The sequence below is a fragment of the Desulfurobacterium sp. genome (assembly GCF_027028515.1).
Taxonomy (GTDB): Bacteria; Aquificota; Aquificia; order Desulfurobacteriales; family Desulfurobacteriaceae; genus Desulfurobacterium_A.
The window spans coordinates 26751-50148 of record NZ_JALVIW010000008.1 but is presented as its reverse complement, the minus strand read 5'-3'; the positions used below and the strand labels follow the sequence as shown (position 1 = coordinate 50148).

General features: G+C 38.3%; 22 protein-coding genes and 1 pseudogene. 12 read left to right on the top strand and 11 right to left on the bottom strand.

Annotated features, from left to right (window positions below; translation table 11 throughout):
• Window positions 1–38: 38 nt before the first annotated feature.
• From MV676_RS00700 to MV676_RS00685, 4 genes are read right to left on the bottom strand one after another with little or no spacing between them, the layout of a single operon-like run.
• Complete coding sequence (locus tag MV676_RS00700) at window positions 39–1148, bottom strand: ABC transporter permease (RefSeq protein ID WP_297444360.1); 1110 nt, start codon at window positions 1146–1148, stop codon at window positions 39–41.
• Window positions 1145–2263, bottom strand: a complete 1119-nt coding sequence (locus MV676_RS00695; protein WP_297444359.1) for an ABC transporter permease — start codon at window positions 2261–2263, stop codon at window positions 1145–1147. The genes MV676_RS00700 and MV676_RS00695 overlap by 4 nt, the downstream gene beginning before the upstream one ends.
• Window positions 2244–4097, bottom strand: a complete 1854-nt coding sequence (locus MV676_RS00690) for an ATP-binding cassette domain-containing protein (protein ID WP_297444357.1) — start codon at window positions 4095–4097, stop codon at window positions 2244–2246. The genes MV676_RS00695 and MV676_RS00690 overlap by 20 nt, the downstream gene beginning before the upstream one ends.
• Window positions 4094–5275 (bottom strand): HlyD family secretion protein, encoded by a 1182-nt coding sequence (locus MV676_RS00685; protein ID WP_297444355.1) that lies wholly within the window; start codon window positions 5273–5275, stop codon window positions 4094–4096. The genes MV676_RS00690 and MV676_RS00685 overlap by 4 nt, the downstream gene beginning before the upstream one ends.
• A 136-nt stretch (window positions 5276–5411) precedes the next feature.
• Between MV676_RS00685 and MV676_RS00680 the strand changes: the two genes are divergently transcribed.
• On the top strand, window positions 5412–5540 hold the full coding sequence (locus tag MV676_RS00680; RefSeq protein ID WP_022846566.1) for a hypothetical protein: 129 nt from the start codon (window positions 5412–5414) through the stop codon (window positions 5538–5540).
• Window positions 5527–6564, top strand: coding sequence for a 23S rRNA (adenine(2503)-C(2))-methyltransferase RlmN (rlmN, locus tag MV676_RS00675; protein WP_297444352.1), 1038 nt, complete (start codon window positions 5527–5529; stop codon window positions 6562–6564). The genes MV676_RS00680 and rlmN overlap by 14 nt, the downstream gene beginning before the upstream one ends.
• Here rlmN and mtaB read toward each other — a convergent pair.
• On the bottom strand, window positions 6554–7831 hold the full coding sequence (gene mtaB / locus MV676_RS00670) for a tRNA (N(6)-L-threonylcarbamoyladenosine(37)-C(2))-methylthiotransferase MtaB (RefSeq protein WP_297444350.1): 1278 nt from the start codon (window positions 7829–7831) through the stop codon (window positions 6554–6556). The two genes, rlmN and mtaB, sit on opposite strands and share 11 nt — an antisense overlap.
• Before the next feature lie 40 nt (window positions 7832–7871).
• Window positions 7872–8471 carry an alpha/beta hydrolase gene (locus MV676_RS00665; protein ID WP_297444348.1) on the bottom strand — a complete coding sequence of 200 codons (600 nt, stop codon included), beginning with the start codon at window positions 8469–8471 and terminating at the stop codon, window positions 7872–7874.
• 192 nt (window positions 8472–8663) lie between these two features.
• Between MV676_RS00665 and MV676_RS00660 the strand changes: the two genes are divergently transcribed.
• The 5 genes from MV676_RS00660 (at window position 8664) to MV676_RS00640 (ending at window position 14317) form a co-directional block, all read left to right on the top strand.
• Window positions 8664–10304 (top strand): EAL domain-containing protein, encoded by a 1641-nt coding sequence (locus MV676_RS00660; protein WP_297444345.1) that lies wholly within the window; start codon window positions 8664–8666, stop codon window positions 10302–10304.
• The gene (recO, locus tag MV676_RS00655) at window positions 10286–10990 is read left to right on the top strand and encodes a DNA repair protein RecO (protein ID WP_297444343.1); all 705 of its coding nucleotides are present in this window, start codon (window positions 10286–10288) and stop codon (window positions 10988–10990) included. Before MV676_RS00660 ends, recO begins: the two co-directional genes overlap by 19 nt.
• Entirely contained in the window at window positions 10956–13106 is a 2151-nt protein-coding gene (locus MV676_RS00650) for a UvrD-helicase domain-containing protein (RefSeq protein ID WP_297444341.1), read from the top strand. The genes recO and MV676_RS00650 overlap by 35 nt, the downstream gene beginning before the upstream one ends.
• Before the next feature lie 196 nt (window positions 13107–13302).
• Complete coding sequence (locus MV676_RS00645; protein ID WP_297444338.1) at window positions 13303–13737, top strand: PD-(D/E)XK nuclease family protein; 435 nt, start codon at window positions 13303–13305, stop codon at window positions 13735–13737.
• Between the two features lie 58 nt (window positions 13738–13795).
• Window positions 13796–14317, top strand: a complete 522-nt coding sequence (locus MV676_RS00640; RefSeq protein WP_297444336.1) for a DUF1439 domain-containing protein — start codon at window positions 13796–13798, stop codon at window positions 14315–14317.
• Window positions 14318–14319: 2 nt separating this feature from the next.
• On the opposite strand, the pseudogene MV676_RS00635 reads toward MV676_RS00640, so the two are convergent.
• The 4 genes and pseudogenes from MV676_RS00635 to MV676_RS00620 form a co-directional block, all read right to left on the bottom strand.
• Window positions 14320–14958, bottom strand: a pseudogene (locus tag MV676_RS00635) (PPK2 family polyphosphate kinase); the annotation flags it as partial.
• Window positions 14946–15122, bottom strand: coding sequence for a hypothetical protein (locus tag MV676_RS00630; protein ID WP_297444334.1), 177 nt, complete (start codon window positions 15120–15122; stop codon window positions 14946–14948). The pseudogene MV676_RS00635 and the gene MV676_RS00630, both read right to left, overlap by 13 nt.
• 4 nt (window positions 15123–15126) lie before the next feature.
• Window positions 15127–16119 (bottom strand): tRNA (adenosine(37)-N6)-threonylcarbamoyltransferase complex transferase subunit TsaD, encoded by a 993-nt coding sequence (gene tsaD / locus MV676_RS00625; protein WP_022846557.1) that lies wholly within the window; start codon window positions 16117–16119, stop codon window positions 15127–15129.
• Window positions 16116–17996: a DUF3857 domain-containing protein gene (locus MV676_RS00620; protein ID WP_297444332.1), complete on the bottom strand. Its 1881-nt coding sequence runs from the start codon at window positions 17994–17996 to the stop codon at window positions 16116–16118. Before MV676_RS00620 ends, tsaD begins: the two co-directional genes overlap by 4 nt.
• 88 nt (window positions 17997–18084) lie before the next feature.
• Between MV676_RS00620 and selA the strand changes: the two genes are divergently transcribed.
• Window positions 18085–19461: an L-seryl-tRNA(Sec) selenium transferase gene (selA, locus tag MV676_RS00615; RefSeq protein WP_297444330.1), complete on the top strand. Its 1377-nt coding sequence runs from the start codon at window positions 18085–18087 to the stop codon at window positions 19459–19461.
• 176 nt (window positions 19462–19637) lie between these two features.
• Here selA and MV676_RS00610 read toward each other — a convergent pair whose 3' ends face one another.
• On the bottom strand, window positions 19638–20606 hold the full coding sequence (locus MV676_RS00610) for a putative sulfate exporter family transporter (protein ID WP_022846554.1): 969 nt from the start codon (window positions 20604–20606) through the stop codon (window positions 19638–19640).
• A gap of 111 nt (window positions 20607–20717) precedes the next feature.
• On the opposite strand from MV676_RS00610, the gene MV676_RS00605 reads away from it, so the two are divergent.
• From MV676_RS00605 to gatA, 4 genes are all read left to right on the top strand, one after another.
• The gene (locus MV676_RS00605) at window positions 20718–21038 is read left to right on the top strand and encodes a cyclic-phosphate processing receiver domain-containing protein (RefSeq protein WP_027719967.1); all 321 of its coding nucleotides are present in this window, start codon (window positions 20718–20720) and stop codon (window positions 21036–21038) included.
• Window positions 21035–21559: an archaemetzincin family Zn-dependent metalloprotease gene (locus MV676_RS00600; protein ID WP_297444326.1), complete on the top strand. Its 525-nt coding sequence runs from the start codon at window positions 21035–21037 to the stop codon at window positions 21557–21559. The genes MV676_RS00605 and MV676_RS00600 overlap by 4 nt, the downstream gene beginning before the upstream one ends.
• A gap of 70 nt (window positions 21560–21629) precedes the next feature.
• Window positions 21630–21920 carry an Asp-tRNA(Asn)/Glu-tRNA(Gln) amidotransferase subunit GatC gene (gene gatC / locus MV676_RS00595; protein ID WP_297444324.1) on the top strand — a complete coding sequence of 97 codons (291 nt, stop codon included), beginning with the start codon at window positions 21630–21632 and terminating at the stop codon, window positions 21918–21920.
• Window positions 21921–21932: 12 nt separating this feature from the next.
• Complete coding sequence (gene gatA / locus MV676_RS00590; protein WP_297444322.1) at window positions 21933–23393, top strand: Asp-tRNA(Asn)/Glu-tRNA(Gln) amidotransferase subunit GatA; 1461 nt, start codon at window positions 21933–21935, stop codon at window positions 23391–23393.
• Window positions 23394–23398 lie beyond the last annotated feature (5 nt).

Here is a 23398-nt window from a genome sequence, read left to right as displayed (position 1 = left end):
TTGTTTTGTAGAATTTTACACTATAGAAAGCCATATTCCTAAACTTTCCTTGATAGAAAGTAACTCCCCGCGAAAAAGACAATAGAACCAAGAACAAGAAGACCTACAAGATCAGAAATTACCGCAGTTAAAGGAAGACCTTTTATCAAAATTCCAAAAGCGCCATCTATATAATACTTTAAAGGCGATAGATACGCAAGATATTGAAGAACTTTTGGCATAGCCTCTATTGGCGTCCAGGAACCTGAAAGGTACAGAATAGGTACAAGAATCAATATAGATAGCTGGGAAACCTGGAGCATATTTTCGGAAATTGCCGCTATAAACATGGAAAGTCCAGAAGCGGCAAAGACAAAAACGAGAGTAAATATTGCAAAATCAAATAGATTTCCTTTTACAACGACACCAAGTACACCTTCAACCATGAAAAGTATAGAAGCTATAGTGCACAAAAGAATAACTACTGACATAGCAACAACTTTTGCAAGCATGAAAGTGTAGTTGTGAACAGGCGAAACTATGAGCATTTCTATGTTACCCCGCTCCTTCTCTCTTATTATTGCTGAAGATGGAAGGATAAGCAGAAAGAGCGTAACAACTGTCAAAAGCTCAGAGATTCCCATAAAGTCTTTACTTGAAGCATTCTGATTAAAGTAGAGCCTTGAATCTGGCTCTATAAGGCCCAATCCTTTCCTAAATGGGAAATGGTCAAGTATAAAGTTGTAGGTAATCTGTGCTGCATACGCTGAAAAAAGATAACTTGCAACTATCTCAGCACCATTGATTATCATTCCTATCTCCGCCTTTCCCTCTTTAAAGTCCCTCTCAAAATGGTCAGGAATTTTAATAACTGCAATTGCTTTATCTTCTAACAGTTTATCTTCAAGTTGCCTGTCACCAAGCACGTATCCCTGAAAGTTGAAATAAGGTTTATGAAACCTGTAAACGTACTCTCTTGAGACAGGCGTCATATCGTAATCCTGAACAAAAAATTTTGCATTCCTTAGAGTAAGACTTATACCGGTAGCAGCAAAGTAGATATCAAGTGTAAAAGCATAAATCGCAAAGATAACAAGCCCTTTACTCCTAACAAACTGAAGAAGTTCTTTATAGATAAGCGTTGAAAATCTGCCAAAAAATTCTTTCATTTTTCCCTCTTACTGAAAAACTTAACATTAAGCGCAAAGAAAAGAATGTAAAATCCAGCAAGCGCTGCAACGTGCGGAAGAAGAGGAACAATTCCTGCATTTTTGAAAAAACACGACTTTAAAATTTTCATGTAATAATAAGTAGGAATAATATGAACCATAAAAAGACCGTTCTTGTTCATTGCACTTATTGGTGTTAGATAACCAGAGTACAGAATAGAAGGGACGACAGTGAGTATTATAGAACCTACAAAAGCAGAAACCTGGGTGTTTAAAAACGTAGAAAGTAAAAGGCCAAAAGCAGTTGAAACAAACATGAAGAGAACGGATGCTAAAACAAAAAATAAAAGATTCCCTTTAAAAGGAACCTTAAAAACAAGAAGTGTCATGAGAAAGATTATTAAAAAGTTTACAGAGGAAACTATCACCGTATAAAGCTGCTTTCCCAACAGAAATTCCACTTTCGTTATTGAAGAGGTATAAATGTTGTAGATTGAACCCTTCTCTTTCTCCTTTGCTATAAGGAGGGAAGCCATAACGGCAGGTGACATAAATAGAATAACTGCCATTGTCCCGGAAGCCATCAGATATTCCTGCTTCAAATTTTCATTAAACCAGTAGCGAATTTTCAGTTTTAGAGGAAGGGCAGCACCTGTAAGTTTTGATATTCTATCAAGGTTCATCTGGTTAATAACGGCAACGACATAACTTTTTGCCATTTCACCCCTGTAGGGAAACGTACCATCAACAATGATGAAAACCTTTTTATTCTTGCCACTTTTTATATCTTTCTCAAAATCCGGAGGAATAACAATCCCGAACCGCGCCCTGTTGTTAAGTATTAACCTGTCTATCTCTTTCTCCGAACTCACTTCACCGATAAAATGAAAGTACTCTTTCGTGGCTGAAAGTTTATAAACAAGCTCTCTGCTCAACTGAGAGTGGTCATAATCAACAACTACAAAAGGAATCTTGTCAACATCAAGCCTCATTCCGTAACCGAAAATCAACATCATCGAAATGGGCACAACAAAAATAACAAGTGCCCCTATTTTATCTTTTATCATCTCTTTAAATTCTTTAACAACAATTGTTTTAACTTTTCTCAGATTCATGCTTCCTCACAGCATAGACAAACACATCTTCCATTGAAATCGGCGCCTCTTTTATATGCAAAACTTTAACACCGGCACGCTCTAAGTCTCCAGCAGATATAGATACTCTGGAATATATCCGAATCCTTCTTCCATAAAGGACTGCGTTAAAACCACTGCTCACCAGCTTATCAACGTCAATGAAAGGATTTTCCGTCCTTATCTCGTAAAGCTTCCCTACCTTCTTAAGCGTCTCCTTTTTAAGTTCCGAAGGCGTGCCAAAGGCAATCGTTTTTCCTCTGTTCATGAGAAGAATCCTGTCACAATACTCAGCTTCATCCATATAGTGAGTTGTAACTATTATCGTAACGCCTATCTCTCTGGCAAGGAAGCGTATTATTTGCCAGAAGGCATCTCTCTCTGCCGGATCTACACCTGATGTTGGTTCATCAAGAAAGAGAACTGCAGGGCCATGAATCACCGCACACATGAGTGCCAAACGTTGCTTTATTCCCAAAGGAAGATCTTCCACAATCGTATCCCTGTACTTTTCAAGTCCTACAAGAAAAAGAGACTCTTCTATTCTCTTTTTCAAAACATCCGTTGAAAGATTGTATATCTTCCCCCACAAAAAGAGGTTCTCATAAACGGTTAAATCGGCATAAAGGGAAAATTTCTGAGACATATATCCTATCACCGATTTTATCCTCTCTCCCTTCATTCCGGCTATTTCACAGACACCAGAAGTGGGATTGTAAAGCCCCGTCATGACTTTTATAAGCGTCGTTTTTCCTGCTCCATTAGGTCCTAACAATCCAAATATTTCACCCCTTTTTACCGTAAAAGAGACGTTATCAACAGCCGTAAAACTACCGAACTTTTTAACTACATTTTCAACAACTATAGCATCTTCCGGAACGGGAAAATCAACTGAAAAAAACGGTTTAAGACTAACCCTTTTAAGGCCTGTTTTCAAAAGGAAAACATCTTCAACACTCGGTTCAACCTGCTTTACCGTAACATCCAGCCCCTCCAACTCCACAGGGTCTCTTTCAGCAACGAACCTTAAAACGTTTCCTTTAAGTCGCGGAACCTTGTAAAACTTCCAGGCAACTTCATAAGCCTTCTCAACTTCCTTCCCTTCAGCCTCAAAAACGGTCAACCGCTCTTCAAACAATGCCTCCGGCGTGGCAGTGGCAATAATCTTTCCGCTTTTCATTATGGAAAGAACAGTGCTCCTTTCTGCCTCATCAAGGTAAGACGTGGAAATTACGGCGGTTATCCCCTCGTTTTTCACAAAGTTGTAGATAAGTTTCCACAGTTCCCGTCTTGAGACAGGGTCAACACCGGTTGTTGGTTCATCAAGGATGATAATTTCCGGCGTGTGAATAAGGCTGCAACAGATTCCAAGTTTCTGCATCATACCACCTGACAGCTTTCCAGCTTCCCTATCTTTAAATGGTAAAAGTCCTGTCGTCTTTAAGAGAAGCTCCTTTCGCTTTTCCCTGACATCTTCTGGAATATCGTGAAGGTCAGCAAAAAAGTCTATGTTTTCCTCAACAGATAGAGTGTGGTAAAGGTTTAATCCTAAGCCTTGAGGCATAAAAGCTATTTTATCTTTTAACCTTTCAACAACACTTTCCCTTTTTATATCCCTGCCAAACAGCCTGACTTCACCTTCATCATACTCAAGAACACCGGCAATAACTTTCAGCGTTGAAGATTTGCCGGCACCGTCAGGACCAACAAATATGTAAATATCCTGTTTTCTAACTGTGAAAGAGATACCATCAACAGCTAAAGTCTTTCCCTTATTGTAGGTCTTCTTTAAATCCTTAACTTCAACAACATTCATCGTTCAATCTCTATGTATCCGTCAGCAGGCATACCGGGCTTTAGAACATGGCCTGGATTTGACTTCAGTTTAAGCTTAACACCAAACACTTCCTTTACCCTTTCTTCTTTTGTCTGGACCTCTTTAGGTGTGAATTCCGCTTTCTGCGCAACGTAACTTACATACGCAGGAAACTTTCTGTTCGGGTAAGCATCAACCTCAACATAAGCTGGCTGTTTCAGGTGTATAAGTCCAACCTGTTTTTCGGGAATAAAACCTTTAAGGTAAAGTTCATCCATGTTGACTATTGAAAAAAGACGAAATCCTGCAGGAACAACTTCACCAACGTTAACGTACTTTACAGTGACAGTTCCATTAACAGGCGCTTTTATCACAGTATCAGATAGGTGGGCTTTTGCCTCCTCAACAACTGCTTCTGCCTGATTCACCCTATCAAGAAAGGCAAGATATTCCTTTTCCTTCGCTCTCACAGTAGCTTCAAGTGCTTTAATCTCATTTTCAAGAGAAGAGATATCGTTATACTTGCTCTTCACAATTTCAATACCGGCTTGAGCTATCTTTACAGCCTTTTCAGCCTTTGCAAGGTTTTCTTTTGCACTCTCAAAATCTGCCATAGAAACCTTAAAAGCCATCTCAGCCTTATCAAACCCAGAACGGGGAATTATTTTCTTCTCATAGAGTTTTTTGAACCTTTCATAATCAGCTTTAGCCCTCTCATAAACAGCCTTAGCCTTCTTCAACGCCTCTTCAGCTAAAGAAACATCTCTGACTGCAATATCTTTCTTTTCCCGGGCTATTTTAAGCTGGAAATCCAACTGTTTTTTCAGAGATTTCCTCTTATCGATAAGGGCGTTAAGACGTTTTTTGTAAACCTTTACCTCTTCCTCTTTTGCCTGAGCTGCCTTTTCTGCAGCTTTTAGAGCAGCCTCAGCCTGGGCAACCTTTGCAAGAACAGCTTTAGAATCAAGAACCGCAAGCGTCTCACCCTTCTCAACATCATCACCTTCATGAACAAAAACCCTTGCCACCCTTCCGGGTACTTTTGTTCCAACGTCTATCTCATCTCCTTCTATCCTACCGCTAACGTAAACATTCTTTTCTGCCTTCTGAAAAGGAGAACATGACACTGTAAAAACAACCATCAAAATCAGAAACGGCACAAATCTTTTCAATTTCATATCCCTCTCCATTGAACCGTGATTCACTATTCGTTAAGTATAAAAAATAAAAGCTTCCAAAGTCAACTTCTCAACAAGGTTGACACTACTTTTAAGCCGGAATACATTCCTGTTTAAACGAAATCAGGAGTCTTAAATGGCCTGGATAAGCCTTGGTCTTACCGTTATTATAGGCTTTGCTCTCTTCACATCCACCGCCTGGGGACTTTACAAAACATACAAAATACACCAGGAATACAGGGAGAAAGAGAGTGACCGACATTAAATCCCTTACCTTCCCTGAACTTCAAGAGTTTGTCCTTTCAATTGAATTTAAAAAGTATAGAGCATCTCAAATAGCAAGGTGGCTTTACAAAAAGCTCGCAACCTCATTTGACGAAATGACTGATATATCAAAAGAAGGAAGAGAGCTTCTAAAAGAAAAGGCAGAAATTTACAACCTTAAAATTGTCAACAAAGAAGTTTCAAAGGATGGAACGATAAAATACCTTTTTGAATTAAAAGACGGCAACCGCATTGAAACGGTTTTCATTCCTGAGAGAGACTGGAATACTATATGTGTATCCACACAGGTGGGCTGTCCAATAGGATGTAAGTTCTGCTTCACCGCAAAGGATGGTTTCACAAGGAATCTTACCGCTTCAGAAATTGTCGATCAGTATATTTCTGTTCAAAGAGACATCGGGATAGAAAACCGCATATCTAACGTGGTTTTCATGGGAATGGGGGAACCGCTACTTAACTTTGAAAATGTGAGAAAGAGTATTCAAATACTCACAGACGACAGAATGGTTGGCCTTTCAACGAGAAAAATAACCGTTTCAACCTGCGGAATTATTCCGGGAATAAGAAAAATGGCAAAAGAGCTTCCAAAAGTTAAACTTGCCCTCTCCCTCCATGCAACAGACGAAAAGACAAGAGAAAACCTAATACCGTTGAACAAGAAGTATTCTACAAAAGAGATAATGAAAGAACTGAGGAAGTATCCTGCCGATAACGTTAGAAGAATAATGATCGAATACCTGATGCTTGAAGGTGTAAACGACTCTTTAAAAGATGCTGAAAGGCTTGCAAACCTTGTTAGAGGAATCCCCGTCAAGATAAACCTCATTCCTTTCAACCCGTACCCGGGCTCACCATTTAAAACACCACCAAGGGAAAAGATTGAAGCCTTTCAGAAAGTACTGTGGGACAGAGGAATCGCCACATTTATAAGAGATTCAAGAGGTCAGGATATATCAGCCGCATGCGGAATGTTAAGAGGAAAAGAAAAAAAGGTTACGCAATAACGCCAATGTTATCCTCTCTTTTTCTTCCAACATCTTCAAGCACCACATCAACAAACTTAGAAAATGGCCTTCTGTCAACCTCTATCTGAATGTAATTCCCCGTAAGAACAACATTTTTATCAGACCTGTTTAGAGAAACGGCCCTTAACTTTTTTCCTACAAAACTTTTGCGAAACTGCAAACTTTTCTCTTCACTTAAAGCTATAAGCTCCTTTGATCGCCTCTTTTTCTCAACTGGTGAAACATCATTCTTCATAAGAGCTGCCTTCGTTCCCTCCCTTGGCGAGTAAGAAAAAACGTGAAGATACCCAAAAGGTAGGTCTTCTATAAACTTTTTCATATTCTGGAAGTCTTCTTCTGTTTCACCTGGAAAACCGACCATAACATCCGTTCCAATACAGACATCCCTTTTAAGATTAACTAACTTCTCAATCAACGCTCCGTAGTAAGAAGTCGTGTACTTTCTACCCATTTTCTCTAAAATCCTGTCACTTCCACTCTGAAGTGGAATGTGAAAGTGAGGAGCCACCTTGTCGCTACCTGTAAGAACCTCCAAAAGCTTATCCGAAAATTCCTGAGGTTCTATAGAACTCAACCTTATCCAGAAGTCACCGGGAATCTGGACAAGCTTTTCGAGAAGATCAGCAAGCGTTACATCGCCAAGCTCTCTCCCGTAAGCTCCAAGATGCGTACCTGTCAAAACTATCTCTGAATATCCAGCATCTGTTAGCATCTTCACGTGATCAATGACTTTTTCAGGTCTTTCACTGAGCATCCTTCCACGGGCTTTAGGAATTATGCAGTAAGAACAGAACGATTCACAACCCTGCTGAATCTTGAGAAAAGCACGGCTTTTCCTACCGTAATCAAGGTTCATTAATGGTTGAAATTTATTAACGTTCCATACACCCCTTACAAAAACACCCTTTTCACCTCTTTCAACTATGCCAATTAAGTTAAATTTCTCAACATTTCCCGTAACTATGTCAACCTCCCTCATCTTGGCAACAGCTTCCGGATAAACTTCACTGTAACAACCGGTAACGACTACCGTTGCTTCAGGATTTCTATTCTTAGCCTTTCTAATAGCCTTCCTCGACTTCGCATCGGCAGATACGGTAACGGTGCAGGTATTTATCACATAGATATCAGCAACATCATTAAAGGAAACAATCGTATAGCCTGCCTTTCTGAAAGCTTCCTCCATAAAAGCGGTTTCGTGAAAGTTCATCTTACAACCTAACGTGTAAAAAGCAACTTTTTTCATTTCTGCTCCAGTGCAAAAGTTTCAAAAAAAAATTTATACTTTAAAAGAAAAAGTGAGGTTTTAATGGATGAATTTCAAGATTAGATGAAGGAAGAAGAGAAAAAAAGCTAAAAGCACCTTCAGGTTTCGTTATCTCATCTTTCAAACCTACAACTATCTCCGTTTTAACAGATAAATCAGGAAGAATTGCCCTCAGATCTGCCTTCATATAACTTTCAAGCACGGCGACTGCTTTTTCCCTTTCAGGCAACGGATAATCACCCTTAAAACCACACTCTTTTCTGAACCAGTTAACAGTACCTTCGAAATCTCTTCTTAAACGTTTTAGAAACCGTACACAGACAACCTGTGGTTGAGAGAGACCGCAAAATAACGGAGTTGGTGAATAGAGAATTAACCTTTCTATTTTTCCTGGAAAAAAGGCAGCTATCAGCGTAGCAATGGAAGCACCTATTGACCATCCAACCAAAATAGAACCTTTATGCATCCGTTCACCTAAAATTTTAGCCAGTTCAAAGATGTCAGTAATTTCAAAATCTGAATCTCCATGTCCTGGAAGTTCGAAATGAATGCCGTTCGAAAAAGGTGTATTTAACCAGATGTTCCCGTCAAACGACCATCCATGAACGGTATAAACCATTTTTGTCTCCTTAACGTTGAAATTCAACAAATTATACATAAACCATTAATTTCAAAAACATCGCTCTATTTGAAAATTAGTGTTCTTTTATGACAATACCAGTATAAAACCACAGCAAATACGATTATTAAAAATATAATTTCTTTTATCATCTTTTGTATAATAAACTAAAACTTAATGACCGAGGGGAAAATGGAAAAAGGCCTTTTCTCTGTGTGGGAAAAATTAAAAAAGCCCGTATTAATACTAAAAAATGATGGAGAGATAGCCTACTGCAATTCTGCCCTAAAATCATTATTCAATAAGAACCAACTCAAAAAAGCAAAACACTGCTACAATCTGATATTTGGCTCAAATCATTCCTGCTTCGAGGAAAAAAGATTAATATGTCCTGTAAAACTTCTAATGAAAGAGCACAGAGATTCCTGTACGGTCCTCAGAACGATAAAAGTGCATGACAAAGATAGAGATTACCTCATAGAATGTTTCAGGGAAAATGGATTCATAGTTGAAATCTTCACAGAAGTTACTGAAATAATAAAAGAGTTCGGAAGAGAAAAAATAAAAAGCATAAAAGAATTCGCCTCCTCTTTAATTGGTGAAGTGGCAAAGAGTGATAGAACTTTTATTACCCTTATTTCAATATCTAATTTTGACGAAATAGTCAAAATATACGGTATAGAAACAGCTATCATTATCTCAGGAAGGCTGGAATCAAAAATTAAAAAATTTCTCAGCATATTTGGCGCCGAATCCTTTGCAATATCTGATGGCAACATAGTAACAGTATTCAAAAACGGCTTTGCCAAAGAAGAAATAAGAAAAATTGAAAAGAAAATTCTAAATATGCTTACCGATTTTGAGATAGAAATGCTGGAGGATAAAATCCCAATAAGCACAATATTGATTTCAGTATTTCTAAAGAAGGAAGAATTCAGCACCGTCTCTGATCTAATATCAGTTCTACTTCTTATGAAAAACAGACTATCTTTCACAAACGAAAAGAAAGTTGCTCTCAATAGTATCAGCGGTATCGAAAAAATTATCATCAAAAAGCGCCAAAAACTTAAATTAATTGTAAAAAGTCTCCATGAAAATAAAATAGACATATTTTTCCAGCCGATAGTAAACCTGCTATCAGGGAAGCTTGAACATTTCGAAGCCCTTATGAGAGTGAGAGACGGAGGGAAAATTATTCCAGCGGGATACTTTGTAAATGAACTGTACGAAAACAATCTGAGCGTTGAATGTGATCTTAAAGTTCTTGATAAGCTCAGAGAATATAGAGAAATACTCGGAAAGTTTAGATACCCCGTTTACATAAATGTGTCTCACAGGGCTTTAGGTTCTGCACTCTACCGAAACGAATTACGGAAAACAATAAATCTTCTGGCTGAATCAAATGTAAAAGTAAATATCGAAATAACCGAGCAGGTTCTATTTGAAAATTTTAAAATTTTAGAAATGGCTTCCCGCGAATTTAATTTTCTGATTGCCATAGATGATTTCGGAAGTGGATATTCTTCGTTTAAACTTGTGTCTGAACTTGTCAAAAGAGGAATGGTTTCAGCTATAAAAATCGATGGCTCTCTCGTTAAAAACATAGCTTATGACGAAAATTTATCCAGAATTGTTTCCCTCATATCTTTCATGGCAAAAGTTTTTCGACTGAAAACCATTGCAGAATATGTGGAAAATAGAGAAATTGTTAAAATCTTAGAAGAATTAAACATAGATAACGGACAGGGTTACTTCTTTTCAAAACCTGTTCCCATAGATAAGATAGAGGATATAGTAAATAAATTCGGCGGAAGTTGCCCGCCAGACAGGTAGCTTTTCAGAAAAATTTCCCTATAATCTACACTATGATGAAAACTAGCGGTATTGTTCTTAGAAAAGAGAAACTGTCTGACAGGTTGCTTCACCTGTCAATTTACACAGAAAAAATGGGAAAAATCAATGCATTGACAAAAGTTGAACTTAAAAACTTTCCTTTGAGCACAGAATCTTTCTCAATATCTCAATTTACTCTAAAAATAACAGGGGAAAAAATAGAAATCATCGATGCAAAACTTTTAAAACACAACTTTCCAGAAAACCTGCCAAGATATAAATACCTGAATGCCATTGCAAAGTATGTTATCAATTTCACAGGAAGTGTCCCTGATAAAAGAATATTTAATCTTATAAGCTTCTACATGAATATAAAAAAGAACTTTCTGTTGGCTCTGACAATGTTTTTAATAAAACTCACATACTTTGAAGGACTTTTTCCAGTTCTTGACAAATGTGTAATCTGCAATTCTAAAAACATAAGGGGATTTTCAATAGAAAATGGTGGGGTCGTATGCGAAGAGTGCATCAAAAACACTTCTATTCCATGGAACAGAAAATTAACAAAAGAGGCACAACTTCTTTTAAAAACTTCATTTTATTCTGTTTCATCGTGTAAAATTGGTAATATAAAGAGGATAAAAAATACCTTTGAAAAACACCTTTCTTACAGGAATGGTATGTAAAATGCTGTCTAAAGACAAGATTGAAGCTCTCTCTGCTAAGGGTGACACAATAGTTGAAGCTAACGCCGGGACGGGGAAAACACGACTTATCGTTGAAAAAGTGATTTCTCTTATAGAGGCTGGATACAAGGTTGATGAGATAGTTCTTATAACATTTACAGAAGCTGCAGCAGGTGAACTTAAGGAAAGAGTAAAAAATAGAATCTACGAAGAGGTAAAAAAAGGAAAAAAGCAATTTAAACAGGCAATACTATTTCTGCCTTCTGCCCCAATAAGCACAATTCATGCTTTTTGTTACGACATCCTCAAACGTTTTGGATTCCGCTATGGTTACTTTGATATAGACTGTGAAATGTTGACAGAAATAGAAGCTGAAAATCTATTAGAAGAATCGATATTTTCTATAATAGTTGAAACAGATCCAGAGTTTTTAAGAAAAATTATAAAAAGGATATCCTCAGATTATATAGCCGGTCTTAACACACTAATAAATTTCATCAAAGAAACGATAAAACATAGAACTCGATATGCAGTTTTTCAGGAAAATTTCTCTGCAGAAAGCATGTTTAAAAGGGTAGAGAAACTTTTCTTTAAACTACAAACTGGGGACTTTCCAATAACGAAAGAGATATCCCAAAAATATAAGATTGAAAAAAATCTTGTTGAAGATGTCCTTTCTATCCTGATAAGATGCTATCAGGCATATGAACATATCAAGAAAGAGAAGAAAAAAGTCGGCTACAACGACCTTTTAGAGTTAACATACAAAATGCTTGTAGAAAATGATAACGCCAGAGAAGAAGTTGCCTCTCTTTTCAAGTACATAATCGTCGATGAATTTCAGGATACAGATCCCTTCCAATGGAAAATTTTAAAACTTTTAAAGGAAACCACCTCGCCGCCAACCATCTTCATTGTTGGCGATCCAAAACAGTCAATATACCGTTTCCGTTCCGCCGATGTATCAATATGGAACGAAGCTTCAAAATATGTTAAAAATCGATGCTTTCTAACCGAAAACTTCCGTTCAGGGAAAAACCTGTTGCTGTTTTTCAACGATGTTTTTGACAGCATCTACAACAAAAGTGAGAAAAAATTGGGAGTAGAACTCTCTTTTTACCCTTTTGAAGGTAAGATCCAAGGTGGTGAAATTTTAGCTGTAGAGTTTGAAAAAGACGAAGAGTTTGCAGAAAAGGTCTTAAGATTAACTATAGATCGCTCAAGGAAAAAGAAAATCGCCGTAATAGGAAGAAGTCGAAGCAGCCTTGCCGTTTTTGAAAAGATTTTAAGAGAGAAAGGTATAGTATTTTCCGTCATAGGCTCAAATCCCTTCTCAACAACAGGTATAGAAGAAGTTCTTCACCTTCTAAAATGGCTGAAAGACAGGGAAGACTTAAAATCTTTCTTCTTCTTATCCTCAAGATTCTGTGGACTAAACCACTATGAGGCTCTATCCTTCATAAAAGACGGCACTATAGGCTGCGGAGAAAAGGACATACACATAAAAGAACTGCTCAACAAAGTGGAAGAAGTGAGAAATCAGAAGGATAAAGAACTGCACGCTATTTTAATAAACAGGCTCCTTGAAACCACAGGTTTTATAGACATGCTTTCTGTTCTTGACAGAGAATCTTATTTTAGTGTTCTTGAACTCATCAAAGAGATAGCAAACTTTGAGATGGAAAATGCTGTTCCCTTTGATTCTATGGTTGATTTTGTAGAAGAGCTCAAAAATTCAAGGAATAACAATATTAATATTTCACAAGAAGGAGAAAGTGGTTACTTCTTAATGACAATACACGGTTCAAAAGGTCTCCAATTTGACGACGTTATTCTCCTTCCATGGAAAAGACCCCCTTCAAATCATACATTCCGCTTTACAAGTACCGGTTTTGGGATAAAACTCTTCTATGAAAAAAAGGGAAAAATTACCCCGAAAGACGAATTTGAAGCAAGCCCATTTTTCTTCATGCTAAAAAAAGTTGATGAATATCTTGACGAACTGGAGTCAAAAAACCTGGTCTATGTTTCAATGACGCGAGCTGTGGAGAGACTTATTTTAGGTATAAAGTTGAAAAAAAAGGAACAGACAGTTTCCCTACGGGAAAAACCTTGACCATTTAATTCCTATCGTTGAAAAATATAAAATAACAGGACCGCCTGAGCCGGAAAAGCTGCCTGAAGAAGAGCCTCTATTTTCCGTAATCCCTGAAAGGGAAGTCAAAACGGTAAAAGTCATATATCCGAGTAGTAACAATACAGAGATCCTGTCCGCAGAAGAAACAGAAACAAAAAGCGCCGCACCTGAAGGCATGTCACCGGCCGAATACGGAACGGTCGTACACCTGCTGTGTGAAGCCTTAGTAAAAAAAGCACCAAAAGAAAAAGCGATAAACTTTGCCATTTCACACCTCATAAAACCGCCGCTATCTTTAAAAGAAAAACTTGAAGCGATTTACGACTTCCTCAACGAAAAGTTCCCTCAACTACAAAACGGTAAAGCAGAAGTTGACGTTAAACACTACGCAGACTATACGTTCTATTCAGGAAGGATAGACATACTCTTAGAAACTGAAAACGGCATTGAAATCTGGGATATAAAAACCGGTTTCTTTAAAGAATCCCTCTTTCAGCACTACAGAGAACAGTTATATTTTTACAAAAAGATCCTCGAAGCGGCAGGAAAGAAAGTTTCTTCAATGAAGTTGCTCTACGTTGATGAAAAAAGAATAATTGAGGTGGAGTAGAATCTATGATTTCTCAAAAATTGATATAATTAAAATATAATCTGTTATGGGTAAAATCGTGAAAAAGTTTGCTTTATTTATTATTTTTAGCTTCTTTTCTCTATTTTCATGTATCCCGGAAATGCCAAAACTTGGTTACACGATTAAAGTTACTCCAGAAAAAATAGAGACTCAGCTCAGAAAGAGCTTTCCTATAACAAGGGAAACCGATTCTTTCGTTGTTAGACTGGAAGAACCAATGGTAAACATAGAAAACGGAAAAATTTATACCGGCATAACCGTTAAGGTAAAAATGCCTCCATTTTTATCTATATCCGGTAGTGCTTACATATCTGGTAATGTAAAGTACGAACCTACAACAGGAAAAATTTATCTGGTAGAACCATCAATAGAAGAACTTTCAATAAACGGCAAAATGGTAATATCAAATAAAATGCCGACCCTAAAAAATATTATAAATGATGTTATCCAATCTACTTTTAGAAAGATACCCATATACAGGGTTAATCTCAGGTACAGAAAGCAGGTCAAATCCATTGAAATATCGGGGAATGCCTTGCTTATAAAAATAGGGCTCTAAAGTTATTCTATTTTAAGGTTTTTTATACCCTTTTCTGGTTCTGGATACTTCATGTTGAGGGATTCAAGCTTTTTAACTATTATCCTAGCAACAAGGTAGTTCCTAAACCACTTTTTGTCCGAAGGAATAATAAACCACGGCGCGTATATAGTACTCGTCTCAAAAATGGCATCATTGTAAGCCTTAATGTACTCATCCCAGTGCCTTCTCTCTTTCACATCTTCAGCGTGAAGTTTCCATCTCTTTTTAGGGTTATTAAGCCTCTCAAGTAACCTCTTTTTCTGCTCTTCTTTGCTTATGTGAAGGTAAAACTTTAAAATCGTTGTTCCTTCATCAAACAGCATCTTTTCAAAATTTCTTATATGCTCATACCGCTTCATCCAAAGCTTTTCAGGAACAAGGTGATGAATCCTCACAATCAAAACATCTTCATAGTGGCTTCGGTTAAATATTACAATTTCACCCTTCCCTGGAGTGTGCTTATGAACGCGCCAGAGGAAATCGTGAGAAAGCTCTTCTTCAGTAGGTTTCTTAAAGCTTACGACCTTTATTCCCTGAAGGTGAACCTCTTTAAAAACATGCTTTATCGTCCCGTCCTTACCAGCGGTATCCATGCCCTGCAAAACAATCAAAATCTTTCGCTTCCCTTCCGCATAGAGAACATCCTGAAGCTCACAGAGCCTTTTTTTAGTTTCTGAAACTCTTCTTCAACTTCTTTTTTACTCTTAAAACCTTCTGTAAAACCTGAATCAATACCATTTAAATCAAAAGGCCTGTCCGGTGTTACGATGTACCGCTCAAACATAAAATCAAACCCCTGTTATTGGAAGAGATGGATAGGCGTTAAGTGTAAAAGGATCCCCTATACCTTCTGCTTTCCTAAATCTCAAGTATCCAACATACGCTATCATCGCACCGTTATCCGAAGTAAACTGCATTTCCGGCAAAAAAACTTTAACTCTCTCGCTATATTCAAGCTCTTTTAACCTTTTTCTTAAATAACTGTTTGCAGAAACACCTCCTGAAACGGATATCCTTCTTATTCCTGTCTCTCTAACCGCCTTTCTCAACTTTCCAATGACGTAATCTATAGCAGTCTTCTGAAAAGAAGCAGCTATCATCTCCTTTGAATACCCCCCCTCTATCAACCGCCTTACAGCCGTCTTTAAACCGCTAAAACTCATATTAACGCCCCGTGCCTGAGGCCTGGGAAGGACAAGATAACTTTCCCTGTAATTCTGAAAAATCTTATCTATAACAGGTCCTCCTGGATATCCTAATCCAAGCATCTTTGCAACCTTGTCAAAGGCCTCTCCAATAGCATCATCAAGCGTTTTCCCTAAAAGTTTGTAGTTCCCAAGGGAACGAACGAGAGAGATCATTGTATGTCCACCACTTACAACAAGAGACAAAAATGGAAATTCAGGCTCTTTCTCTATAAAAGGGGAAAACATGTGTGCCTCTATGTGATGAACACCTTTAAAAGGAATATACTCCGCGAAGGCTACACCTTTTCCAAACGTCAAGCCAACAAGTAGAGCGGGTAAAAGTCCAGGGGTATAAGTTACAGCAACAAGATCTATATCTGCAACACCTATTCCTGCTCTCTCAAGAGCTTCGTTAAAAATAATGTCTATGTTTTTAAGATGTTCCCTGGCGGCAATTTCAGGAACAACGCCACCGTAAACCCTGTGAGCTTCATACTGAGATGAAACAACATTCGACAGGATTCTGTTTTCTTCAGCATCATAAACAGCAACAGCCGTATCATCACACGATGTATCTATTCCCACCACTTTCATCTTTTACTTTCCTTCCCGAGAATTATTACTTGATTCTGTAGCGTCTTCACCGTGAGATTAAAAAGTTTCTTCAATTCTTTATAATCCTCTGGTGAAATTTTATCTTTTTTAAGTACCATTTCCATATTAAACCTTATTTTACCATTTTCTTTACTACTCCACCAAACAGATATTGAACCTATATCAGAAGAATAGTTGAAGTTCTCGGGTAAGAAAAAAAGAGTGTAGCCCGACGGAATGGCAATACTTACAGAAGAACGCTTCATCATCTTATAACCTATAACGTAAGGATATTTCCTCTTTTTAGGTGCCACAAGACCAATAAGTTTTAAATAACAGGGAGCCGGAACATGAAAAAGCATCAAATGTTTCGTTTTCGTTGCAAAAATAGACGCCTTACCATTAACAGAATAGTAAATCTTCTTCCTGTTAATATCTTTGTAATCTGAAATAGTGTAATTATCTACATCAAATCCGGGAATAACGGAAACAGCGTTATTTTCTAAAAATCTTTCTATTTGCCTTTGATTTTCCATGGAAAGCAAAACCGCCCTTTCCCTATGGGCATAAACACCTGAATAGTAAAATTTCATATTTCCCTGTAGAGCACCATTTTCATCCATTTTAAAGTTACCCGAAAAACCTTCAACATTTGAAGATGACGGAAAAATAGGTGTTTCCGAAAGAATTGCTTTCCCATTTTCAAGATCTACTATTAATACCTTTCTCCCCTGATCCATAACGGGAAGCTCACCAAAGGGAACGTTATCACTGGTAGTGTCAAGAAACAACCATTTACCGTGCCATCTAATAGCAGCAATTTCGTGATTAAACGCCGTCGGCATAGGCATAGAAATATCCATATTGGCAATATCTGACGTTGGAATCAAAACGGGATATCCTTTTACGCCAATAACCCTGAGCATGGCGATGAGAAGCGTAGCGTGATCTTTACAATCACCGTATCTATTTTTCAAAATAGAAGATGCAGTATGAGGTTTATAACCGTTAATACCAAACTCAAGTCCGACATATCTTATGTTTTGCGAAACAAAATTATAAATTGCCCTTATTTTTTCTTCCGTATTATTTTTATCTTTAACTATCCCTAATGTAACCTTTTTAACAAAATCATCAGGGATTGTGGCGTTAAGCGCAAGCCCGGAATACCACTCTGCAACCTTATTCCAGGATTTTATAGACGTAAAGGCAACTTTCTTTAAAAACTCCTCAATTGGTGGCATTGATGGCTCTTTCTGAATGGGAGGCACATCTTTTAAATCTAAAGAATAGACAGAATAGTTTCCTTCTCGGGTTACTGAAAATTTTGAATGGAGATTATACTTCCTGCATTTCACCTCTTTACCAGCAGGAATATAAACCTTAAAAAAAACTTCATCAGCAGGATAAACCGTTTGCAAGAAATCCTCTGTCCAGAACTCCCCCTCCATGTAAGGTTTAACCGTATCAAGCTCAAAGGCATACTTTATAACTGCTCCCGGTTTAACTGCAGGCATGGATATTGTCTGATACTTTAGATCGGAATAGATAGGTGCAAAAGATTGAAATGGCGGATAAACAATGTTAAAAGCGTCTTTGGAAGGTTTCACCTTTTTTCCGTCTGGAAGTTCTGTGTATGCATAGAGAATTTTCAATTTCTGATGCTCTGTCGAAAAGGGAATCGTTACTTCCCCAAATTTACTTACACCCTGTCTATTGAGAATTTTTACAGCACTTTCCTCTATCCACTTTTTTCTGCCATCAGGATAGAATTTAACCGTTACTCTATCATATAGAATTTTTGCACTGTACATCGTGGTTGCGGCAGACGCAGTAACAGAGGAAACAAAAAAGAACAGAATAAACAGAAGCCTCATAATCACTCCTCCAGACAAAACAGGATAATTCCTCGGAAGCTAATATAACACAAGGTATAATTTAACAAAACCTACGGAGAAGCGAAAAATGGGAAAAGAGCTATTGAGAAAGATACCTTCTGTAGATAGAGTGCTTAAGCAGTTCTCCAACAGTAACAACAAAAAGATTAAGGACGCCGTAAGAAAAGGGCTCGATAACTTACGGAGAGCAATCTTACAAAACCTTATATCTGAAGTGACAGAAGAGACTATCAGAAAATTTATCCTTGAAGAACTTGAGCGGCTGGAAACGTTTAACCTGCGCAAGGTTATAAACGCCACAGGCGTCATAATTCACACGAACTTAGGAAGAGCACCTATAGGTGAAGAGGTAGCTGAACACCTGAAAGAGATAATAACTGGATATTCAAACCTTGAACTTAACCTTGAAACGGGAAAGAGAGGCATCAGGTATCAAAACGTTAAAGACCTTTTGAAAGAATTAACAGGTGCAGAAGACGTTTGTGTAGTAAACAACAACGCAGCTGCTGTTTTACTTGTGCTGTCTGCACTGGCCTCTGGAAAAGAGGTTGTTGTTTCAAGGGGAGAGTTGATAGAGATAGGAGGTTCCTTCCGCATTCCAGATGTGATGAAACAGAGCGGTGCAACATTGAAAGAGGTGGGAACAACAAACAAAACACACCTTAAAGATTACGAAGAAGCAATATCTGAAAACACAGGGCTCCTTTTAAAGGTTCACACAAGCAACTATAGAATTTTAGGATTCACAGAAAGCGTAACATCTAAAGAGCTGGTAGAGATAGGGAAAAAACACGGAATCCCTGTATATGAAGACCTTGGAAGTGGAAGTTTTATAGACGTAAGGCGTTTTGGACTCTCATATGAACCGACCGTTCAGGACGTTGTAAAAAGCGGCGTTGATATTGTCTCTTTCAGTGGCGACAAACTTCTTGGCTCTGCTCAGGCTGGCATTATTATAGGTAAGAAAGAATTCATTGAAAAAGTAAAAAAACACCCCCTCAACAGAGCCTTAAGGATAGACAAGATGACTCTATCTGTCCTTGAAGCAACGTTAAAGCTATACAAAAACGAAGAGTACGAAAAAATACCGGTATGGAAGATGATCTCAGAATCACCTGAATCAATAAAGAGGCGGGCAGAAAAACTGTACAGCTACTTAGATGGAAAGCTCCCGGAAAACTTCTCTCTATCCATCAACGAGGAAGAAGCAGAAATCGGTGGAGGGGCACTTCCACTTGAGACACTCCCAACGTTCGTTGTAGAAATTTCCATTAAGGACAGGAACGAAGAGGCCTTCTATGAACTACTCAGACGCGGAAAGCCACCCGTAATAGGAAGACTTAAAAAGGGAAAACTTCTGCTTGATATGAGAACTGTAAAAGACGAGGAAATAAGAACACTCTCTGAGGCAATCTTAACGGGTGCTAAAATATTAGTTGGATAACGAACAAAAAAGGAAGGCCGCCTGAGCGGCGGCCCTTTCATCTCGGGGAGGAGGGAGGGGGATAGGGGGTTGTCACTATTAATAATAGTTCCCAATTAGCCTTTGTCAAGATCAAATCACAACTTTTTGTAAATTTTGATACAAACTTCAAAACTGAACCACCGTTCTTAACACTATCAAAGAAAAATATGAATAAGTATCACGAGAAATGCTACTTGAAGCATGGAAGTAGCCGCTCCAAAAAGCAAGGCTTTTGGTCCTTCTTTCAGCAATTCTGAAAACTTCACCCTCATACCAATAGCCGTAATTGCTACAACAAGCAGATATTCACCGGCAATTTTAATGTACTCAATAGCCCATCGAGGAAGATAACCAGAAGATGCAAGAATACTGAGAGCAAAGAAACCAATTATAAACACAGGTACAGGAAACTTTTTAGCGTTAGAATTTTCCCCTTTTCCAAAGATGTAAGAAAAAAGCACAACAAGAACACCTATCATTAAAATCCTTACCATTTTAAAAAGTATGGCAAACCTTGCAGCATCTATGCTTAGAAAAGTTCCAGCAACAACAACCTGTCCAACAGACTGCAGTCCACCACCAATAAGGGCACCGCTCTTTATAACATCATAGTGAAACACTTTCACTGCGAGAACAGGGAGGAGGAACATCAGTATGGTACCCATAAGATTAACAACAGCCACGGGGATACCAACCTCATCCTCATGTGCCTTTATTACAGGAGCAACAGCAGCTATGGCAGACGAACCACAAACAGCATTACCGGTACCCATTAAAAGAGAAAAGTTTCTTGAAAAACCAAGTAGCCTCCCTATCAGGTAATTTACCGTAATGACAAAAGCAACAAGAATCACTATCATAACGGCACCTTTAAGGCCTATATCTATCAAGGCGTGAAGGTTCAATCCCACACCAAGCAGGGCTATTGCAAGGGCAAGTATTTTCTGCTCAGAAAACTTGATACCCGGCTGAAAAGACTTGTCTTTCACAAGCGTATTTCCAACCACTATACCGATAAGTATTGCAAACGTATCAGCACCAAGGGACGGAAAAAGCTTTCCCAATATTAGAGAAACTATGGCAACAGCAACACACGCGAGTAGTCCTTTCAAAATCTCTCTCATCTTTTACCTCCTGCACCACTTGGAGGTGGTAATATGTGCTTTACAGCTCGAAAAGTCAAGAGACAACTGCTAAACTTTTTGAAAGGAAAAAAGAGGCATGCAGGAGGAAACATGAAACTTTACCTCGATGACATAAGATTTCCCCCAAAAGGTTTTAAACTTATAAGAACAGTCAATCAGCTAAAATCATTTGTCAAAAAATATGGAGAAAAAATAGAAGTCTTAGACTTAGATTACGACATGGGCATGAACAGTGTTGACGGTGGTAACGGGATAGACTTTTTAAAGTGGCTTGAAGAAGAAGTTTTTACAGGGAAGTTGCATCTTAACAGAAATCTAAAAATAGAATGCCACTCTTCCAATATGGAAAAAAGAAGAAAGATGGAAGAGATAGCCGCAGGAATAATGGCTTTTTTAAGGAGTCAGCGATGAACGTCTGCATCGTTCCGGAAGAGGAAATTGATAAGGAGTTACTTAACTACCTTGAAGAAAAACTATCGGAGATATTTGGAAAAGCCAGGATAAAAACATTCTTCCAGATACCTGAATATTCCTTTGACATATATCGCCGGCAATTTAATGCAGAACTGGCCGTAAAGTCTCTTCCCTTCCCTGATGGCAGAAACTGTGGTGTCGTCTTAGGAATAACAGAAAAAGATCTTTTTGCAGATGAACTTAACTTTGTCTTTGGAATAGCAGAACCTTTTTCAGGAAGGGCTATAATATCTATAGCCCGACTCAAGAACAGCTTTTACAACTTACCAGAAGATAAAGAACTCTTTAAGCTTCGAACATTAAAAGAGGCTGTCCACGAAATTGGACACCTTTTAGGACTTCCCCACTGCCCCAACAGACAGTGCGTCATGAGCTTTTCAAACTCAATAATAGATGTTGATCGCAAAAGTTATCTCTTCTGTCCAAAATGCCAGAATGTTGTTAACTCTGCAATATGAAATATAAATGCAACCAACGCTTTTTAGATGTATAATAACATCTGTTAGTAAAAAAGGAGGGTAAGGATAGATGAGACTGTCAAAGGAAGAGGTAAGACATATAGCCCTTCTCTCCCGTTTATCACTAACGGAAGAAGAGGTTGAAATGTTTCAGGAACAGCTCAGTGATATCTTAACGTTTGTTGAAAAACTCAACGAACTTGATACAGAAAGCATAGATCCAAAATTCCAGATCATTCCAGCAGAAAATGTTTTAAGAGAGGACATTTCTGGTATCAGTTTCTCTTACGAAAAAACGTTTATGAATGCCCCTGAAACAGACGGAAAGCATTTCATTGTTCCAAAAGTCGTTAAGAAATAACGGAGGAGAAGAATGGAGCTGATAAATAGATCCTTGAAAGAGTTATCAAATTTAATAGCAAAAAAAGAAATTAAACCTTCAGAACTAACGGAAGAACTCCTCAAAAGAATAGAAGCTACCGAAGAGAAACTCAACGCTTACATAACCATTAACGAGAAAGCTCTCGAAGAAGCAAAGAAAAAGGATGAAGAGTTAGTGAAACTTTCTGAAGACGAAATTCCAGACCTTTTCGGTATTCCACTATCGATCAAAGATAATATAAATGTAGAAGGTCAAAAAATGACCTGTGCTTCAAAGATGCTGAAAGACTTTGTTGCCCCCTATGACGCCACTGTTATCAAAAAATTAAGGGAAAAAGGGGCAATATTCACAGGTAAGAATAACCTTGACGAATTTGCAATGGGTTCATCAACAGAAACATCCTACTTTGGCGTAACCCACAACCCCTGGGATTTAGAGAGGGTGCCCGGTGGTTCTTCTGGTGGTTCCGCCGCTGCTGTAGCTGCCCGTTCAGCAATAGCATCACTTGGTTCTGACACAGGTGGTTCCATAAGGCAACCCTGTTCTCTCTGCGGTGTCGTTGGCATGAAACCCACCTATGGAAGAGTATCAAGGTACGGCCTTACAGCGTTTGCATCTTCACTTGACCAGATCGGTCCGATAACAAAGAACGTGGAAGATAATGCTTTCCTCTTATCCCTAATAGCAGGAATAGATGCGAAAGACGCAACCAGCGCAAAGCTTCCCGTTCCAGACTACACAAAAGCTTTAGACAATGACATTAAAGGTTTAAAAGCCGGACTGCCGAGGGAATATTTCATAGAAGGTATCGAACCTGAAGTGAAAGAAAGGATAATGGAAGCGGTAAAGCACCTTGAAAGCCTCGGTGTTGAAATAGAAGAAATATCCCTTCCCCACACCTCTTACGCAGTTGAAACCTACTACATAATAGCACCGGCAGAAGCTTCATCAAACTTAGGTAGATTTGACGGCGTTAGATACACTTACAGAGCAGAAAATTACACTGACCTTGTTGATATGTATTGTAAAACCCGTGCTGAAGGTTTCGGTAATGAAGTTAAAAGAAGGATAATGATAGGAACCTACACTCTCAGTGCGGGATATTATGACGCCTACTACCTGAAAGCACAAAAGGTCAGAACGCTTATATATCAGGACTTCCAGAAAGCGTTTGAAAAGGTGAACTTTATCGTTACCCCTGTTTCACCAACAACAGCGTTTAAAATAGGCGAAAAGGTGGGCGATCCTATCAAAATGTACCTTTCCGACATATTCACAATAGCCCTGAACCTTGCAGGACTTCCGGGACTTTCAATGCCGTGCGGATTTGACAGTAAAGGCCTTCCTGTAGGTGTTCAACTTATAGGAAAAGCTTTTGATGAAGAGACCCTTTACGCCGTCGGATACAAACTTGAGAAAGCACTTAACATAAACAACCTGCCGCAACTTTAATTCGT

Bases quoted from the DNA above. Each gene is read 5' to 3' on its own strand.
- MV676_RS00700 (WP_297444360.1), bottom strand. From the start codon at position 1,148: ATGAAAGAATTTTTTGGCAGATTTTCAACGCTTATCTATAAAGAACTT.
- MV676_RS00695 (WP_297444359.1), bottom strand. From the start codon at position 2,263: ATGAATCTGAGAAAAGTTAAAACAATTGTTGTTAAAGAATTTAAAGAG.
- MV676_RS00690 (WP_297444357.1), bottom strand. From the start codon at position 4,097: ATGAATGTTGTTGAAGTTAAGGATTTAAAGAAGACCTACAATAAGGGA.
- MV676_RS00685 (WP_297444355.1), bottom strand. From the start codon at position 5,275: ATGAAATTGAAAAGATTTGTGCCGTTTCTGATTTTGATGGTTGTTTTT.
- MV676_RS00680 (WP_022846566.1), top strand. From the start codon at position 5,412: ATGGCCTGGATAAGCCTTGGTCTTACCGTTATTATAGGCTTTGCTCTC.
- mtaB (WP_297444350.1), bottom strand. From the start codon at position 7,831: ATGAAAAAAGTTGCTTTTTACACGTTAGGTTGTAAGATGAACTTTCAC.
- MV676_RS00665 (WP_297444348.1), bottom strand. From the start codon at position 8,471: ATGGTTTATACCGTTCATGGATGGTCGTTTGACGGGAACATCTGGTTA.
- MV676_RS00660 (WP_297444345.1), top strand. From the start codon at position 8,664: ATGGAAAAAGGCCTTTTCTCTGTGTGGGAAAAATTAAAAAAGCCCGTA.
- MV676_RS00645 (WP_297444338.1), top strand. From the start codon at position 13,303: ATGTCACCGGCCGAATACGGAACGGTCGTACACCTGCTGTGTGAAGCC.
- MV676_RS00630 (WP_297444334.1), bottom strand. From the start codon at position 15,122: ATGTTTGAGCGGTACATCGTAACACCGGACAGGCCTTTTGATTTAAAT.
- tsaD (WP_022846557.1), bottom strand. From the start codon at position 16,119: ATGAAAGTGGTGGGAATAGATACATCGTGTGATGATACGGCTGTTGCT.
- MV676_RS00620 (WP_297444332.1), bottom strand. From the start codon at position 17,996: ATGAGGCTTCTGTTTATTCTGTTCTTTTTTGTTTCCTCTGTTACTGCG.
- selA (WP_297444330.1), top strand. From the start codon at position 18,085: ATGGGAAAAGAGCTATTGAGAAAGATACCTTCTGTAGATAGAGTGCTT.
- MV676_RS00610 (WP_022846554.1), bottom strand. From the start codon at position 20,606: ATGAGAGAGATTTTGAAAGGACTACTCGCGTGTGTTGCTGTTGCCATA.
- MV676_RS00605 (WP_027719967.1), top strand. From the start codon at position 20,718: ATGAAACTTTACCTCGATGACATAAGATTTCCCCCAAAAGGTTTTAAA.
- MV676_RS00600 (WP_297444326.1), top strand. From the start codon at position 21,035: ATGAACGTCTGCATCGTTCCGGAAGAGGAAATTGATAAGGAGTTACTT.
- gatC (WP_297444324.1), top strand. From the start codon at position 21,630: ATGAGACTGTCAAAGGAAGAGGTAAGACATATAGCCCTTCTCTCCCGT.
- gatA (WP_297444322.1), top strand. From the start codon at position 21,933: ATGGAGCTGATAAATAGATCCTTGAAAGAGTTATCAAATTTAATAGCA.